At 52.2% G+C, this 17,271-nt stretch carries 15 protein-coding genes and 1 pseudogene; 7 read left to right on the forward strand and 9 right to left on the reverse strand.

All coding sequences use genetic code 11. From position 1 onward, the window contains the following. Positions 1-993 carry a WG repeat-containing protein gene (locus SH302x_RS27630; RefSeq protein WP_479366389.1) on the forward strand — a complete coding sequence of 331 codons (993 nt, stop codon included), beginning with the start codon at positions 1-3 and terminating at the stop codon, positions 991-993. After that, positions 978-1,178, forward strand: coding sequence for a hypothetical protein (locus SH302x_RS27635; RefSeq protein WP_479366390.1), 201 nt, complete (start codon positions 978-980; stop codon positions 1,176-1,178). The genes SH302x_RS27630 and SH302x_RS27635 overlap by 16 nt, the downstream gene beginning before the upstream one ends. A 1,696-nt stretch (positions 1,179-2,874) precedes the next feature. Here SH302x_RS27635 and SH302x_RS27640 read toward each other — a convergent pair. After that, entirely contained in the window at positions 2,875-3,174 is a 300-nt protein-coding gene (locus SH302x_RS27640) for an endonuclease domain-containing protein (protein ID WP_479366391.1), read from the reverse strand. A gap of 308 nt (positions 3,175-3,482) precedes the next feature. Here SH302x_RS27640 and SH302x_RS27645 point away from each other — a divergent pair, with 308 nt between their 5' ends. Continuing rightward, the gene (locus tag SH302x_RS27645; RefSeq protein WP_479366392.1) at positions 3,483-4,217 is read left to right on the forward strand and encodes a YqjF family protein; all 735 of its coding nucleotides are present in this window, start codon (positions 3,483-3,485) and stop codon (positions 4,215-4,217) included. Between the two features lie 7 nt (positions 4,218-4,224). Here the strand turns inward: SH302x_RS27645 and SH302x_RS27650 are convergent, their stop codons facing one another. From SH302x_RS27650 to SH302x_RS27660, 3 genes are all read right to left on the reverse strand, one after another. Further along, on the reverse strand, positions 4,225-5,763 hold the full coding sequence (locus SH302x_RS27650; protein WP_479366393.1) for a YifB family Mg chelatase-like AAA ATPase: 1,539 nt from the start codon (positions 5,761-5,763) through the stop codon (positions 4,225-4,227). A gap of 105 nt (positions 5,764-5,868) precedes the next feature. Then, positions 5,869-7,815 carry a sodium/solute symporter gene (locus SH302x_RS27655; RefSeq protein WP_479366395.1) on the reverse strand — a complete coding sequence of 649 codons (1,947 nt, stop codon included), beginning with the start codon at positions 7,813-7,815 and terminating at the stop codon, positions 5,869-5,871. Then, complete coding sequence (locus SH302x_RS27660; RefSeq protein ID WP_479366397.1) at positions 7,812-8,075, reverse strand: DUF485 domain-containing protein; 264 nt, start codon at positions 8,073-8,075, stop codon at positions 7,812-7,814. Before SH302x_RS27660 ends, SH302x_RS27655 begins: the two co-directional genes overlap by 4 nt. A gap of 146 nt (positions 8,076-8,221) precedes the next feature. Here SH302x_RS27660 and SH302x_RS27665 point away from each other — a divergent pair, with 146 nt between their 5' ends. Together SH302x_RS27665 and SH302x_RS27670 are read left to right on the forward strand one after the other, a co-directional pair. After that, positions 8,222-8,983, forward strand: a complete 762-nt coding sequence (locus SH302x_RS27665; protein WP_479366398.1) for a YceH family protein — start codon at positions 8,222-8,224, stop codon at positions 8,981-8,983. Between the two features lie 196 nt (positions 8,984-9,179). After that, positions 9,180-9,962: an MBL fold metallo-hydrolase gene (locus SH302x_RS27670; RefSeq protein ID WP_479366399.1), complete on the forward strand. Its 783-nt coding sequence runs from the start codon at positions 9,180-9,182 to the stop codon at positions 9,960-9,962. Positions 9,963-9,987: 25 nt separating this feature from the next. On the opposite strand, the gene SH302x_RS27675 is transcribed toward SH302x_RS27670, so the two are convergent. Beyond that, a complete protein-coding gene (locus tag SH302x_RS27675; protein ID WP_479366400.1) occupies positions 9,988-11,214 on the reverse strand; it encodes an alpha/beta hydrolase in 1,227 nt (408 codons plus the stop codon). A gap of 293 nt (positions 11,215-11,507) precedes the next feature. On the opposite strand from SH302x_RS27675, the gene SH302x_RS27680 reads away from it, so the two are divergent. Further along, on the forward strand, positions 11,508-12,542 hold the full coding sequence (locus SH302x_RS27680; RefSeq protein ID WP_479366401.1) for an acyl-CoA desaturase: 1,035 nt from the start codon (positions 11,508-11,510) through the stop codon (positions 12,540-12,542). Between the two features lie 85 nt (positions 12,543-12,627). Here the strand turns inward: SH302x_RS27680 and SH302x_RS27685 are convergent. The 4 genes and pseudogenes from SH302x_RS27685 to SH302x_RS27700 form a co-directional block, all read right to left on the reverse strand. Beyond that, positions 12,628-12,735: pseudogene (locus SH302x_RS27685) on the reverse strand (IS3 family transposase); the annotation flags it as partial. A 12-nt stretch (positions 12,736-12,747) separates the two neighbouring features. Next, the gene (locus SH302x_RS27690) at positions 12,748-12,972 is read right to left on the reverse strand and encodes a hypothetical protein (RefSeq protein WP_479366402.1); all 225 of its coding nucleotides are present in this window, start codon (positions 12,970-12,972) and stop codon (positions 12,748-12,750) included. Between the two features lie 1,109 nt (positions 12,973-14,081). Beyond that, positions 14,082-15,152 carry an endonuclease/exonuclease/phosphatase family protein gene (locus SH302x_RS27695; protein WP_479366404.1) on the reverse strand — a complete coding sequence of 357 codons (1,071 nt, stop codon included), beginning with the start codon at positions 15,150-15,152 and terminating at the stop codon, positions 14,082-14,084. A 78-nt stretch (positions 15,153-15,230) separates the two neighbouring features. Next, positions 15,231-15,677 (reverse strand): hypothetical protein, encoded by a 447-nt coding sequence (locus tag SH302x_RS27700; protein WP_479366405.1) that lies wholly within the window; start codon positions 15,675-15,677, stop codon positions 15,231-15,233. A gap of 222 nt (positions 15,678-15,899) precedes the next feature. Between SH302x_RS27700 and SH302x_RS27705 the strand changes: the two genes are divergently transcribed. Further along, positions 15,900-17,174 carry an exonuclease/endonuclease/phosphatase family protein gene (locus SH302x_RS27705; RefSeq protein WP_479366406.1) on the forward strand — a complete coding sequence of 425 codons (1,275 nt, stop codon included), beginning with the start codon at positions 15,900-15,902 and terminating at the stop codon, positions 17,172-17,174. Positions 17,175-17,271 lie beyond the last annotated feature (97 nt).

A 17,271-nucleotide genomic window follows, 5' to 3' on the forward strand; every position in this document is an offset into this window, starting at 1 on the left:
ATGACTTATTCGAATTTGTACCCTTATCGTAACAAGGATTTGTGGGGCTTTATTGATGAAAATCTAGATATCAGGATTGAATCGCGATACTTGTACGTATCGGAATTTTACAACGGTAGCGCGCTAGTGCAAATTGAGTTGAAATTGAACGCTCTAATCGACGAGCGTGGTAGAGTTCTTCGCAGATTTGAGTACGAGACCAACTCTCCGACGCATGCCGGTGGGCTATTTCGTTTTGAGAGCGAAAGTGGGAAAGTTGGTTGTTTTGACCAACGCGGTGTAACGTTGATTGAGCCTTCTTTCGCTTGGATAATGGATTTTTACGACGGTATCGCCTGTGCATCGGAGAAAACCGGCGCGAATTATGGCCTGATCGATCTAAATGGCCAATGGCTCTTTGAGCCAAAGTTCTCAGGACCACTTTATCGTTTATCAGGATCGAAGGTTTTCGGCGGTCTTGTTGGTGACCATAACAATCCACATCTACTTTACAATCTGGAAGGTGAGCCGGTAAGCAATCAGAATTTCCAATGGCTCGGCTATGACTCAGAAGGTAAGGTTCCCGTTCGATTTATGAATAATGAATTTGGTTGTATCGACCAGGAGGGGAAAGTGCTCTGGCGGAATACGGAACTTGATGATTTGGGAGGTCAATACGAGGACGGACTTATCCCGGCCTCGATCAAGCAAAAGTGGGGATTGCTAGATGGCAAAGGTAACTGGGCTTTGCAGCCAAGTTTTACGAATATCGGATACTTGGTTGAAGGGTTCCGCCGAGTTTACGTTGGTGGTGGTCGCGACTCTAACTATCAATTGATCGCTGGTAAGTTCTCGTTTCTCGATAAGCAATTTAGGCTTCTCTTCCCCCCTAGGTATGCTGAGGCAATGGACTTTCGCAATCGGCTAGCACGTGTGTACGAGGAGTTCGATGGCACTGATGGGAAATTTGCATACATAGATAGCAGTGGAAAGACAGTGTGGAAGGAGAAGTAGTCCAGTATTCAGATGTGGTTGACATGCTGCTCGCGGATGGACAGTTCTTGACCAACAATGGTCCGCTGTTGAGTGCCACGTCGGCAAGCGGTACTGCTGGCACGACGCTCTGGACGCTAACAGATCACTTGGGCAGCGTGCGAGATGTGGTCGATAACAGCAAAGTTGTTCGGCAGCATGTTTAGCACACCAATCCTATTGCGACACGTTGGGGCAAGCCCAACGGTCGCTCAGAGCTCGCGATCTCAGAACAATGTGCCTTGGTCTTCTGTCTTTCAAATGCTCCCGGCTTGTCCGGGAGATTGTTACGTTTCTCGCTACATCCCTACGAACAAACGACCCCTCTACCACTAATGCTCCCGGCTTGTCCGGGAGATGTTTGCGTTTCTTGCTAAAGAGCGATGTTGACTAGCGAGGAACCGAACGATCCACCGGACAAGCCGGTGGGATTCCCGTTCTGGCGGGCTCTTTGGTGTAGCGAGAAACCCAATGATCCACTGGGCAAGCCAGTGGGATTTGATCGCGCTGCGGTGCATGCATCGACGCGCATCTGGGCCTTGTACCCAGTCTTCGCAATAGGATTGGTGCGCGAAGAGCGACCGAATTTCTTATGGCAGGAGAATCAGGGCAGTAGAATAGATTCCATGAACATTCTCTTGCCCCCATTCTCTTGCCCCCATTCTCTTGCTCCTTTCGCCCCTGTCTTCAGGGGAGAAGGGCTGGGGATGAGGGGCCAACCGCAGCGTCCATCAAGCAACCAGTGGCCAGCGACATTACGGCCAATACTCTGGCATGTTTAGCACACCAATCCTATTGGGACACGTTGGGGCAAGCCCAACGGTCGCTCAGTTTTCGCGATCTCAGAGCAATGTGCCTTGGTCTTCTGTCTTTCAAATGCTCCCGGCTTGTCCGGGAGAGGTTTCCGTTTCTTGCTAAAGAGCGATGTTGACTAGCGAGGAACCGACCGATCCACCGGACGAGCCGGTGGGATTCCCGTTGTAGCGGGCTCTTTGGTGTAGCGAGAAACCCAACCATCCACTGGGCAAGCCAGTGGGATTTGGATCGCGCTGCGGTGCATGCATCGACGCGCATCTGGGCCTTGTGCCCAGTCTTCGCAATAGGATTGGTGCGCGAAGAGTGACCGAATTTCTTTTGGCAGCAGAATCAGGGCAGTAGAATAGATTCCATGACCATTCTCCTGCCCCCATTCTCTTGCCCAGACTTTGCAATTGGATTGGTGCGCTAAAGCATGACGTGCGGGCATGTGCGTTTGGGGCTTGCCCACGTAGGACACCGCTTTGGTGTTCTAGACAGCGTGCCCGATGTCGTCGCAGCGAAAACTGTTACGGGCCGAATTGTGATCGAAGTTTTGGCCTAATTGAGACGGTAGAGAATATGAGAAGTTTGAAGTGCGAAGTTTGAAGTTTGAAAGTGCGATAGGCCGAATTCGTGTCGTATTTACATGTTGGCCGTTAATCGCTGTGACGGTTGCAGCGACATCTTCCTCCGCGGGCTTTGCGCCATGGTGTGAAATTATTGCCTTTAATCTCACGCAAAGACGCTAAGGCACAAAGGACGATTCTAAGAACAACTGGGACTTATAATTATCTCTATGACAACGAAGGGAACACGATTCGTCGGACCAAGATCTCCAATGGTAGTGTCCGTTAGATGGCTTGGGATCATCGCAATCGCTTGGTGTCGGTGACCGATCGCGTGAGTTTTGGCGGGACGGATCCCCCATGACTCTGACTCCCTCCGCCCCTTTCTTCAGGGGAGAAGGGCTGGGGTTGAGGGGCCATGCTCTTGCTTTCAATCGCGACCTGCACAATCGCACGGATTCTCTCGATCACGCTACTACCATCGCGGATCACTTCGTAGCTAGAAATTCGCAGAACTTGGTAGGCCTAAGCTGGTTAAGTAACGATCATGCTCCTGATCTTTCCTCTTGCCTTCTTCTGTCAGGTGCGATTCACCGTCGACTTCGATCACCAATTTCAAATCTATGCAACAGAAGTCGACCGTGTATGGAGGTATGGGCACTTCGCGACGAAATTTGGCTTTGCAACATTTGCGATTGCGAATCCATCGCCAGACATGATCCGCAAACTCGTTAGCTGTCCGCCTTTGCGATATAGCGAATTGAATCGATTCTTCAGAACGAGCATGACTGCGTTTCATGTTTGGTGTCTCAGTTATAGGCCCCTCACCCCCAACCCCTCTCCCCGAAACGGGGCGAGGGGAGCAAGTGTGCTATATTGCTCCCTCTCCCCTTCGTTCCTCAGGGGCGAGGGGGAGAAGGGGCTCTCAGCGATACTGATTTATTCTAAGAATGGGAGCAACCCAACGCTACTGGCAAGCTTTTGGATGCCGATGGCAACGGGACGATTGATTCGGAGACGGCTTGGGTTTACAGTGAAGGCCATTGTGCTGGGTTAGAATTATAAACCAAGTTCTTCCAGGACACCGCTCAATGACAAACAAGTGTTATGCTAAAACTAACTGATCGAACTTGGCCATTACCCAAAGCCCCCTGGGTCATGAGAATGACTTGGTCGCAACTGCTGTTCGCTCATTGGCCCGTTGATCCAAACTCCATCGCGCCGCTGCTGCCTAATGGCTTGGCATTGGATACCCGAGATGGGCAAGCCTGGATCGGTGTGGTGCCTTTCTTGATGTCCGACGTCGCACCCCGTTGTACACCTGCGATTCCAAGCCTTAGTCGTTTTCTGGAACTTAATGTCCGCACCTATGTCACATGCGATAACAAGCCCGGCGTCTGGTTCTTTTCTTTGGATGCTGCCAATCGTGTCGCCGTGCGTGTTGCACGGGCTACCTTTAATTTGCCTTACATGGATGCAAAGATGTCGATGGCTCAGAGCGAGAACACGTCCGCGATTGATTATCGAAGCGTCCGCACGCATCGCGGTGAACCGGCCGCCGAGTTTGACGCTACGTATGATGCGATCGGCGATCGCTTTACGGCCCAGCCAGGAACGCTAGAGCATTGGCTAACAGCACGTTATTGCCTTTACAGCGCAGACCGCAAGGGCCGCGTATACCGAGGCGAGATTGACCATGCCCCCTGGGTGCTATCGCAGGCCACCTATACCGAGCGGAAGAACTCGATGTGCGATCCTTTAGGCGTCACGTTCACAGGCCAACCGCATCTGTTGTTCGCACAGCCCATTGCTGTCCGCGCTTGGTTGGCGACGAAGGTCTGATGCAAACTTAGACCCAAATCTGCTTGTCTAACATGCGATAGTTCAATGCTTCATACAAATGTGGAGCCTCGATGGAATCGCTACCTTCCAGATCTGCGATGGTACGAGCAACACGCAGGATCTTGTCGTGAGCTCGAGCCGATAGACCATTATCGGTCACGGCATCGCGCATCACGTTTCGTTCTGCCGGGCGGAGGGGGCAAAACTGACGCAACTGTCGACTGCTCATTTGCGCATTGGTGCGTACTGGACTGCCTTCAAACCGAGCCATCTGTTTCTCGCGAGCTGATATGACCGACGCTCGCATCTCCGAACTGCTTAAGCTAGGAGCGTTACCCGTTAGCTCATTGAAGGGGACAGCGGGAACTTCGATATGGATATCGATGCGATCTAGCAGCGGCCCGCTGATCCGTCCCATGTATCGCTCGATCTGCGGCGTCGTACAATTGCATTGCCGACGTGGGTCAGTTCGATAGCCGCAGGGGCATGGATTCAACGCGGCGATGAGCATGAAGTCAGCGGGGAATGTTGTGCTTTTCAGAGCTCGCGAAATGGTGACGACACGATCTTCTAACGGCTGGCGCATGACTTCCAACGTCTTGCGATTGAACTCTGGCAGTTCGTCTAAAAACAGCACACCGTTATGCGACAAAGAGATCTCTCCCGGCGAAGGCGGCGAACCACCACCGACTAAACCAGCATCGCTAATTGTGTGGTGCGGTGATCGGTAAGGTCGCTGGGCCATCAGAGGTTGCCCCGGCGCTAGTCTGCCCAGCACGCTATAAATGCGAGTGGTCTCGATCGATTCGCCTGCGGTCAACGGTGGCAGAATCGTCGGCAGCCGCTTGGCCAGCATCGTCTTGCCTGACCCAGGCGGACCGACCATCAATAGGTTATGACTTCCAGCAGCACTGATTGTCAGAGCTCGCTTGGCCATATCTTGTCCGCGTACGTCGCTGAAGTCGACGTCATAGTTGGCGTAGGCTTCGAACAATTCGTCCAAGCGAGATGGCACGGGCTCGATCGCAAGCTGCCCAACCAAATAACCGACCGCTTCATTCAGTGAGCTAACGGGAATGACCTCTAATTCTTCGACGACGGCCGCCTCTTGAGCATTCTCGCGTGGCACAATCAAACCGCGAATACCTTCGGTTCGCGCCGCTGACATCGCCATCGACAATGCTCCGCGGACTGGTCGCATGTGACCTTCCAAAGACAACTCACCTACCATCGCATATTGGCTTAGTAAGTCCGATTGCAGTTGCCCACTGCCGATCAATATTCCTATCGAGATCGGCAAATCGAAGGAAGCTGCCTGTTTGGGCAATTCAGCAGGTGCCAAATTAATGACGACGCGATCATGCGGTCGAGTGAAACCGCTGTTGACCAACGCCCTTTCCACACGGTGCGTGCTTTCCCGAACCGCCTGTTCCGGCAGCCTCACCAGCACTGTCTTGGGAAGCGCTGCTGGTGAAACATCGACTTCCACATCCACTTCGACCGCTTCGATACCTAGAAGCGAAAAGGTTTTAAGCTTGGCAAGCATTACGATCCCTTCAACACTGAACGATTGAGCTTAACGCATTGTGCTGCACAACTGTCGCCTACGCAACTGCTGAGTTTCTTTCCAAAGCAAAAAGCCGCTAACGGATTACGTTTCCTTTCGCTTGGTCAGCAGCGATACGACGACCAAGACCGCGAATCCTAAGGGAATCGTGACGATTCCTGGTTGGCTAAAAGGCATAGGTGATGCCTCGGCCGCTATGCCATACACTTTTGAGTAAGTCTCGGCACTCAATAAAATCCATGTCAGCGAGCAAACCATGCCTACGCCTACTGCCGCGATGATTCCTTGGCGCGTCGTTCCCTTCCAAAACAACAGCATTACCAGCGAAGGGAGATTGGCCGACGCCGCGACACTAAATGCCCAACCGACCAAATAATTGACGTTCATCTCCTTAAACAAAATCCCAAGCACAATCGCTAACACACCGACCACCACCGCCGCGATCTTTGCCGCGCGGACTTGTTGGTCATCATTCAACTGAACTCGAAAGTAACCTCCCATCAAATCATGAATGACTGCACCACTGGAAGCGAGAATCAACCCACTGACAGTTCCAAGCACGGTCGTAAACGCTATCGCGGATATCACTGCGAACAACCATTCGCTCATACTGCGAGCCAATAGCGGAGCGGCCATGTTGGTGTCGGTAACATCGAGAGCTCCACTGGTCATGGCACCAATCCCCAAATACAAAGTCAGGACATAAAAGAACCCAATGGTCCCGATTCCAACGATGGTGCTTTTGCGAGCGCTGGATGCGTCCTTGACGGTGTAGTAGCGAATCAGAATGTGCGGTAGTGAAGCGGTTCCGCCAAACAAAGCCAACATGAGCGACAAGAAGTTGAATTTGTCACTCAGTTTATCCGAACGAATGCCTTGGAACACCGGATGCTCGCCAGGGCGCAGCACATTATTACCACTGACAATGCGTTGCCAATAGATGGTGGAAGCCGCACCATCTGCTTCGGTGATTTTTGTTTCGGACCATAACACCACTTCGCTACCTTGCAATGTTCGAAAGAATTCGATCGGGCCTTGCGGACCTGACGACTTCGCGTCATCGGGCAAGCGATCGATAAAGCCGACTGGATGCAGTTCTGGCTCGCCAGCTTTGGTGCCTTTCTTGCGACCGTTAACGTAAGTTAGGCCGTCCGCACCTAAGGTTTTGATCTGAGCCTCGCGCAACATCAAACCTTCGGCAGTTTGCTCGCGGCGAAACACCAATTGCGGCGCTCCTTGGCCCGTTCCCATTTGAACACGAACGAAAGGCTGATCCACCCAATTTCCACTTGGCTCGATTACGGTGGCACCTGAATAACGCTGAGTTATATCTTGGACCGCGTCATCCCATTGGCTTTCAGCGTAGGGGCCTAACGTTGCGAATTGATGGCCATCATTGCCGCCAGAGCGAGCTTCGAAACCACGATTCAAGAGCATCCAGACCATCAAGCCAGCGAAGAAGACCAACAAGAAGCCCTTGAGGAACTGCACGTAGGTCGTGGATACCATGCCAGCAGTAACAACGATCAGAATCACCGTTGCTCCAACCATGACGACGCCCACCCAATGGGGAAAACCTAGCAACGGTTGAATCAAAGCGCCCGCTCCCACCATCTGTGGAATCAGATAGAAGACGCTGACCGCCAACGTACTGATTCCGGCCATCAGGCGAATCGAAGGCGAACCGAACTTTGCATCCAAGGCGTCGGCAAAAGTGAATTTGCCTAGTCGCTTCATCGGTTCGGCGATGATAAACAACGCTACGATCCAACCGGCGAGATACCCAATCGAATACAAGAAGCCGTCGTAACCATAAAACGCGATCATTCCGCAGATGCCCAAGAACGATGCCGCCGACAGATAGTCGCCAGCGAACGCAACACCATTGATGAACCAAGGAATTTGTCCATGCGCGGCAAAATAACCCTGCGAGGATTTCGCTTTGCGACCAAAATAAAAACTGATGCCTAACGTGATGCCGACGAACAACAAGAAGACAAAAATCGCCAAGCCCGATGCTTCATAGATCATGACAAACGGTCCTTGGCAGAAGCGGACGTCGAACCGTCGTGGGTTGCATCATTGGCATCATTGCCAAACCAACCGTAGATCAAAGCCAGCAGGAACGCTGCAAAGATCAACCCGAAGCCATAGGTGACCGATAGATTCAGTCCCAAGATGGGGCGCGATTCCATCCAGCTTGGCCGAAACGTGTTGATAAGTACAAACCCAAAATACAGGAGGCAGTACAGCCAGAATAAGACGATGGCCAGTCGAGGGACTTGTTTCATGTTGCAGCGACAATCAAGTTATCGGAAAAACGCAAATGCAAACGCCACATGGTAGCGGATTTTGTGCGCTTGGGGGTACGCGGAGCCCGGGCGATGCCCTAGACTATGCGAATTCAAACAGCATTCACTTACCAGCGATTCAGAATATGGAAACAAATACTCAGCCTAATTCTAATCCAGCCGACCCTCAGCCACAGTGGCGGCCTTTGACGGCCAAACAACGCCGCGTCTTGGGCACTCTTATGGAGAAATCCAAAACGACACCCGATGCTTACCCGATGACTATTTCGGCTTTGACCACCGGTTGCAATCAGAAGACCAATCGCGCGCCGATTACTAACTTGAGTAGCGACCAGATCGAAAAAGTGATCGATGAATTGCGAGCTTTGGGAGCTTTGGCGATTATTCAAGGCTCGGGCCGTGTCGAAAAAATTCGTCATTATGCCTATCAATGGCTGGGGATTTCCAAAGTAGAATCAGCCGTGATGACCGAGCTACTGTTGCGTGGCGAGCAGACCTTGGGCGAACTGCGTGGCCGGGCCGCTCGGATGGAACCCATCGCTGATCTAGCCGAACTGCAGTCGATCCTCCAGCCGTTGATTGAGCGGAAGTTGGTGGTGGAACTCTCGCCGGCAGGCCGTGGGCAAATTGTTTCGCATAACTTGTATGAAGAGTGGGAGCTAAATCAGTTGCTGGCCACAGTCGCCAGCTCCCAGGGGCAGCCGGATTCGGACCGGGAGGATTATGATGCAGCCAGCCACGTGCCAAGTCCGATTGCTGCGGCACGCGCCCAGGCTCAAGATCAATTGGAAAGGCAACTAGAAACGCTAACACAGACGGTCGAAAAACTGTCCGCTCGACTTGGTCGATTGGAAAAAGAACTGGGCATTTCCTCAGAGGAAGTGTGAATTAACCGCTTCCTAACGCGGGAAAATGATCGCTTGGCTTTGCAAGAAAAGCCCCCAGGGAATATGCTTTGCTGTGCGAATTTGCGGCCTGACCGACGTCACTAGGACTGGGGCCAACTCTGCAAAAATCGTGGATGCTCGCAAGCACGGTCTTCGAGCGATTGTTTCGTTCTCATCTGGACCTGAAGTTTAAGCCATGTTGGATCGCAAGTATATCTTTCCAAACGTCATCGAACTCAATATTCAAGCGGGCCATTTGATTGGCTGCAATGTTTATCTGGTACATGATGCCAACGAATGGGTGTTGATCGATATCGGCTTTGAAGAGCATGTGCCTGAGTTGATCGAGTTGATTCGGAACATGGATTTTCCGCTCTCACAATGCAAAACCTTGATCGCTACGCACGCCGACGTGGATCATGGTCAAGGCCTGGCACTGGCAAAATCAATGCTGAAGACCACCGTGACAGCGCATCCCAAAGCGGCTGAACTGCTAAAGCGCGGCGATCGAGTTCAAACGTTTGCTGAGATCCAAGCGTTGGGGATCAGCGAAGCGATGCCGCCTGTCGAATCCGAAGTGACCGTTAATGATGGCGATGTGATTACCGTTGGGAACTTGAAGCTGGAGGTTTGGAGCACGCCGGGCCATGCCGATAGCCAACTAGCGTTTCGTTTAGGAAATCTTCTGTTCAGCGGCGACAACATCTATCGTGATGGTGGCATCGGAGCGATCGACGCTCACCATGGCAGCGATCTTGAAGGCTTCATCACATCGCTAGAACGCATACGCGATAGCGATGTGGAATGGTTACTGCCCAGCCACGGCCCCTACTTCCGTCGTGAGCCCGCGATGATCAATCGTTCGATCGAGCGATTAAAAGGCTATCTGCATCTATCGGACTTCGGTGCTTGTGCCGTCGACTGGCCCTTGATGGAACAATGGGAAGAAGATCTGCTGGAAGGCCGGTTGCCGAAGTAAGTGAAGGCACAGCGGAGTGTGCCTACTACCTTAAGTGCTCTTCAAAGAACGCTTTCATCTTGGCGGCGTAGGGCACACCGTACTTGGCAAAGGTTGCTTTCTCGCGAGCGTTTGGCTTCCAATCGAAGAACGCATGGCCAGCGCCTTCCACTTGGTCATAGATCGCTACGTGCCCTTTGTCTTGCAATGCTTTGGTATAGGCAGCCACCGCTTCGTCTGGTATCAATCCATCCTTGGTTCCACGCACCAAGTAGTGTGGTACCGATCGCTTAGAGGCCTCAGGAATGTGGCTTTGCGGAGCGGTTGCTTCGGAAGCTTCCTTCGATAACCCACGTTGAAATCCATTGAGCGACTGAGCTGCGAACACACCATAGCTGGGAGCCGCTGCTTTGATAGAGGCCAACATCTCATCACGCACTTGCTCTGCCGACTTGCCTTTAGGAAGGTAAGTGGGCTTGAACTGATAAACGCCTTCTAACTCACCAAAACCACTCGAACCGATCTTCTCGATAAGTATGGCAGCGGAAGCCGACAGATGGCCGCCAGCACTATCGCCGGTAACGCCGATGCGGCTGGCATCTCCACCGTACTCTTTCGCATGTTCCATGATATGTGCGATGCCACCGAAGACGTCCTCGATTAAATTTGCCATCGTATTGGGCTGCTGGTCGCCATCAAGCTCGCCGATCCAGCGATAATCCATGCTGCAGACGACAAACTTGCCGCCTTTGGTCAACTCGCGAGCTAGCCCGCGCATGATATCTTCATCATTGCTTGACCAACCACCGCCATGAATGATAACGATGATCGGCAAATCCTTTGCGTCTTTAGGTGTATACACATCGTACTTCAATGACTTTTTGCCTGGCGTTGCGTAGACGATGTTGTGACGCATGTCGATGTGAGACACTTCGCTGGCTTCGATAAACGATGCTCCGAAGTTTTTGGCTTGATCTACTGTGACTTTAAACTCAGGCGTCAAAGACTCGTGATACATTGCGCCCCAACGACCGGGTACTGAGTAATAGATGGAATCTAACGCAAAACCTTCGGCTGGTTTGGCCGTGACGGTCACCACGGTACCTTTGGGATACATGCCATTATCAGGCAGTCGTGGAGAAAGCTCTATCGAGCCGTGTTCGACTGGGTCCAATTGGACTGCCGCGGATTCTTCCTGAGCCATAACGTTCAGTGAGAAGATGGTGGTCGAGAGGAGTAAAAAGGGGATTTGGCAAAGCTTAACAAATTTCATGGCAGTGGTTTCGGGAGGTGGTGGAGTTCGCATTTTAGAAAGCGGGAGCTGACAACAGCCCTGGGTATGCTCTTTGAACCTATTTAGCTGACAAAGGTTGCGGGCCGAAGCCTTCGAGGCTGAAATTCGGTCACAACATGGCAAATACGGCCAATTCGTTCAACCGCATTGGGAATTTTACACAGCTTTTACACAGCTTTGACTAACTGGCGATTCAGAAAACTTCCGGTTGTCGTTTAATTATCTGTCAGCCGATCCGGCACAGAACAGACTTCGACACAGGATTTAATGCCATGGCAAAGATTGAGCCACCTATTCACTTTCACCTTCAGTCCTCTGTACTTGACGCGCCGCCAGTGCGTCCGACGGTACCGGTCGACATAGCGTCCGCCGATTGCGAGTCGGATTATGACAAGATTGCAGCGGAAAAGCAGTCAGCTAAATTGGATTACAAGCTTCGTCAAGTGAACATTGGCCCGGCCATATGGTTGGTGGCGATGCACGTTGTGGCATTGGCCGCTCCATGGACTTTTACCTGGTCTGCCTTGGTGTTGGCGTTTGTTTTCCATTGGCTGACCGGCGGTATTGGCATTTGCTTGGGTTACCATCGCCTGCTGACTCACACTGGATTTGTGATTCCCGAATGGTTGCGACGCGGTATCGCGTTGATTGGTACCTTAGCTGGCGAGGGCGGCCCGGTATTGTGGACTGCGAACCATCGCCGACATCATGCTCATAGCGATCAAGAAGGCGATCCCCATTCCCCGCATGACGGGCCATGGTGGTCACATATGTTTTGGTTAGCATACAAGACAGACGGAGGTAATTTGGATGCCTATCTAAAGCGCTGGGCTCCCGATTTAGCTCACGACAAGTTCATGATGGGGCTTGAGAAATACTTCTTACCCATCCACATCGCATTTGGTCTGTTGGTTTGCGCAGCCGGTTGGTTGTACGGTGGTATGGAGTATGCTATTTCCTGGACAGTTTGGCTTGTTGCCGTACGCATGGTATTTGTGCTGCATGCAACATGGCTGGTAAACTCAGCGTCCCATATGTGGGGCTATCGCAACTATGAAACACGCGATGACAGCCGAAACTTGTGGTGGGTTGGCTTGGTCACTTATGGCGAAGGCTGGCATAACAACCATCATGCTCATCCTCGTTTGGCTCAACATGGCCACAAGTGGTGGGAGATCGATGTGACTTACCTAGCGATCCGCATGCTTCGCGCTTGTGGATTGGCAAAGGACGTTGTCGACCTCAAGAGCGTTGAGGAGAAGAAACGCAAAGGTGCTTCCGCCAAAGAGCAACGCGTCTCAGCATAACGCCAAGCACCGGAGGCTATAACGCCTTCCGGCTTATGAGATCAAGCCAACTGAGGTGGCCCTGCTTCTACGGACACGGTCGTGTCTAATTTTCGAGGGCTAATTCGAAGCTGACTGGTGATTGATAGTCTAGGGATGAATGCCGGCGGGTCGCGTTGTAATAGTTGATGTATTCTTCAAGTTCTCGGCGAGCTTGTTCAAGCGACTAGTGACTTGTCATTTCCAATTCAGACTTAATGGTGCCAAAGCACAACTCCATGAGCGCATTGTCATAGCAGTCACCGGCGCGACTCATGCTTTGACGCATCTGAGCGCGATTCAAGATCGAACGATAGTTCGACGATGCATCTTGACCACCGCGATCGGTATGATGAATCAGGTTGGGTTCCGGTTGCCTGACTGCAATCGCCCTGATCAACGTTCCGATCACCAGCGATTCACTCTAGGGACAACCGCCCCGCGTCGGCTTGCCCGACGTGAGCGAAAGCCTTGACGCTAAGCAGACGCGGCAAATAAAACGGCTCCCCCTGGCCGGCAGGCAGTACTCGCTGCAATGATAACAGAAGAAAGAAGTTTGAAGAGTGAAGTTGCAAGTTTGAAAAGCTTCACACTTACTGCTTCCTCCGCATCTTAAAGCGACCCGAATTTCAAGAACGGTTCCTGGGTCAACCCGCGAAACGCGGTTGCTAGGTTTACACCGCGAGAGATGGGAGTGACGCAAGAGTTGACTTGAAAATGGTTGATCACAGATCCTCTAGCGCTTCTCTGATCTCTGGCGGTGTGAATATGTTGAGGGAGTGGGCCGCATGGGGACACAGTGCGGGGGCACAGCGCGAAGCGACCCGCGAAACTCGGTTGATGGGTTTACACCGCGAGAGATGGGAGTGACGCAAGAGTTGACTTGAAAATGGTTGATCACAGATCCTCTAGCGCTTCTCTGATCTCTGGCGGTGTGAATATGTTGAGGGAGTGGGCCGCATGGGGACACAGTGCGGGGGCACAGCGCGAAGCGACCCGCGAAACTCGGTTGATGGGTTTACACCGCGAGAGATGGGAGTGACGCAAGAGTTGACTTGGAAATAGTTGATCATAGATCCTCTTGCGGTTCTCTGATCTCTAGCGGTGTGTATATGTTATGGGAGTGGGCCACATGAGGACACGGAGCGGGAGCACAGTGCGAAGTGACCCGCGAAACTCGGTTGATAGGTTTACACCGCCAGAGATGGGAGTGACGCAAGAGTTGACTTGAAAATAGTTGATCATAGATCCTCTTGCGGTTCTCTGATCTCTAGCGGTGTGAATATGTTAAGGGAGGGGGCCACATGAGGACACATTGCGGGGATCCGGTAGGCACGTTAGGCGCGTACTCCGGCATCGGCAAATCGATTTGACCGGTCGTCATCGCAGTCCCAAGTGGAACGCTCTGCCCAGTTCCCGAGGTAGAGTGATTGATCGAGAGCGATGTGGTTGCAGTAAGCTTCAGATCCCAGGTTCCAGCATTGCTGCCGTAACGAGGCCCACCTCAACCGCCCCCTACGCTCATCGATTGGTGGGCGTATTCACACTGAAGTTGTCGTTGGCGATTGTGCCTGCGGCAGCTTCATAAATACTGAACTCTGCCCAGACAGGCAGATGATCTGATAGCCGCAAGACCTCTTCTCGGCTCAACCCAAAGTATGCTTCCATATCAAATACACCAGCGTTCCCTGTAAACTCGGCACAGTAAACTGGGTTAAGCAGAATATTGTCGTATTGCTGAGTTTTTCGCACATTGGTAGGCGCGTTGACAATAACTGGAATGAACTCTCGTTGCGTTGCGACTGCAGCCAAGCGTCGGGCGTTAGCGTTGAAGTCCCCCACCATGATCACGTCATCTTCCTGTGCGACGCTCGCTTCAAAGTTAGCGATCGATTGGAATACACGTCCCAGCACGGCCACCTCTTGTGTGACTTCATCAGGATCTGTGTGCACGTTGGCTAGCGTGAATGTGAAAGGTCGATACTGGCCACTGCCTAACGCCACAAATCGAGCGACCAGTGGCTCACGATGCAGGAGGTCTTCGTCATCACGGACGGTATACGAGTTCTCGGGCGATGTGGCCACGGTGCGAGTGTTGAAGATGTAGGCGTATTGTTCTTTGCTTGAGGTCCGTCCTAATCTTGGACCAAGTAGATAATTGTAACGGGCTCCATCAACATTGATGTATTGCAGCAAGACATTGAGAATCTCTTGATCTTTGGAGCGGATTTCTTGGATAGCCAGTATGTCGAAATTGCGAGTTATGGCCGCAAGTCGTTCCATGACCCACGGGTTGCTCATTTTCGAAGGCCCAAATGCTTGGATGTTAAAGCTGCCGATCAGAATTCGTCCTGTGCTAGGACTGGCGAACCCAGCAGGAACCGCTGGGATATTCGCTGGAATCGACGGCGTAAGACTGCTTGGTCCGCCCGCAGGCACACCGAACGATGGCCCGCCGACTGGAGTTTGATTCGACGCAAGCGAACCAACTGGCAAAGTCTCAAGAACTTGCTGTGCGTTCTCACATCCAACGTAACCGATCAGAGCGATGCATAACGGCAGCGCCAGCGGTATCAATCGTAACCATTTCACACCGAAAGCCTCCATGCTTGGGGTGTTAGGAATTTGTAATTCTAAACTGCGAGCAATCCGTTGCCGCAGTACTCAAGATTAGGTTGTCGTCGGCTTCACAATTTCGTCGCGTAATCGCTTTAGTCTCGCGTCCTGACCACAATCAAGACTTCTTAATTGCTGCAATGTCTCGTTGGTCAAAGCGCCGATTTGTTGCAGTGCCCACACAGCTCGTTGCTTGACAGCGGGGACTTGATCGCTGCTACAGATTGTTTTCACGAGCACCGGTTGTGACTCATTCGCGGATTCTCCAAGGCGACCCAGAAAAGTTGCGGCCCAATAGGCTTGATCCCCTTTGCAGGAACTCAAACAAGCTTCTAGATCGCCGCGAGAGGCCTCGGAAACGCGGCAATTCTCCAGTGCCTCAGCGACATATTCGTCGTCTGAGACGGTGTCGATCAATCCGATTAACTCTAGCAATTCCGCTTTGGATAATTCGCTGCCAGACATCCAGTTAGTGATTTTGTCTTTCAGTGTTGTGTTCATACGTTGGGTACATCAATCGGACAGACTTTCGGTGAAACCTACTTCCAAACTGTTCAGTACACAATTTTGGTCCGTCGACGCAAGATGGACCCGTCGCCACATCTCGTGCAATCGGTATCTTGCGCAATTTCATCAGAAACCCAACCAGAAGCGTTCTCCGAGATCTTCATTTTCGGGAATTCATCAAGCTCGCAGCATTGCCGCGCCGAAGGCAAGGATACGGTGTCGCGTTTATGGAAGTGCGCGACGATAGAACGCATGGATGTGGGATCCTTCAAAAAGCTCGGCTCAATCGTGCTCATCCCTTCCCCGATGCGGACGCTGCAGTTTTTAACGCTGTGCGGCGCGACTTTTGGATTCTTTAAATTCTTTCGTATCGAAGGCCTCGATGGATTGATGCTGTCCCTGCGCGACCAGAGCGGCGTGATGGTAGGCAATCAAGAAGGATTGAACTACGAGAGACGTTCGAGTGCTTCTCCTGGCTTTCCAGCGCCGTTTCCTTCGACAGCATCACCATCGTCCGGATGGGGCTCACAATCCCCAGCGCAATCCAGCAATCCGCGCGGCGGAACGAGGTTGCCCAGCCTGGGTGCGGACCAGTACGTGAACCCAGCCTCCCAAGGCGATCGATGGGCATTCAGTCCAAGCCCTGCTCGCGTACAGAGCGCAAACTTCTCTCAGTCCCATTCTGCTCTCTCGGCTGCGCCTTCGCGAGAATTGTCGCATCGTGTCGCGACGGTACGTTTGGGCGCGATGAATATGGCGGGGCTAAGTATGGAGAAATTAAAAGACCCCTTTGTCGCAGATCGATTGGTACAAATCGTGACAGACTTTGGCGGCTTGGCCTTGCAATCGGTCGACACCACCAACCCGAACTTGCTTCCGACGTTAATCTCGATGATCAATGCCAACGGCAAACGGTTTGAGTTTGTCGAAGGTAATCAACACACGGTCAACAATCCCAACGGATTGGCGATACTGTTCGATGCGGACCAGTTGGAGGTCGACCGCTACCAAACGTACACCCTGCGCGATGCCACCAATACGCTCGCGTGCGAACCACTGGTGGCTTGGTTTCGCTGTGCCAACGCTCCGCCGGCCGAAGCGTTCACGTTCTCTTTTGTAAATGTCAACCTTACGGGGCCGCAGGCTGCGCTAGAGACGCAATTGCTGCCTGACATCCTGACCAGCATTCTTCAAGACGGACGCAATGAAGACGATATCATCTTGGCCGGCTCAATTGCCCCGGAAGCCAACACATTGGAAGCTCTGAAGCGTCAATCTTGTAAGATTCTGCCCTTGGAGCCAACTGTTGACGCCCAACGCAGAACGTTGCAGACGATCCTTGTTTCCAGCACTTGCCGCGAATATGCGGGAGAAAGCGGCGCATTCCAAATCCTGCGCCGCTACAACCTGACGCCTCAAGAAGCGAACGCTATTAGCCCGATTCCGCCCGTCTGGGCTGATTTTCACACTCTCGAATCAACCGTGTATTAAGCCGATCGTAGATTTCGTAGTTGATTAACGACCCGCGACAGTTACCATTTTGTAGTGCCAAGTCAGTTTAAATCGATGCGTCATTTGGTCAGCTTTA

The sequence above is a fragment of the Njordella calcicola genome (assembly GCF_056494125.1).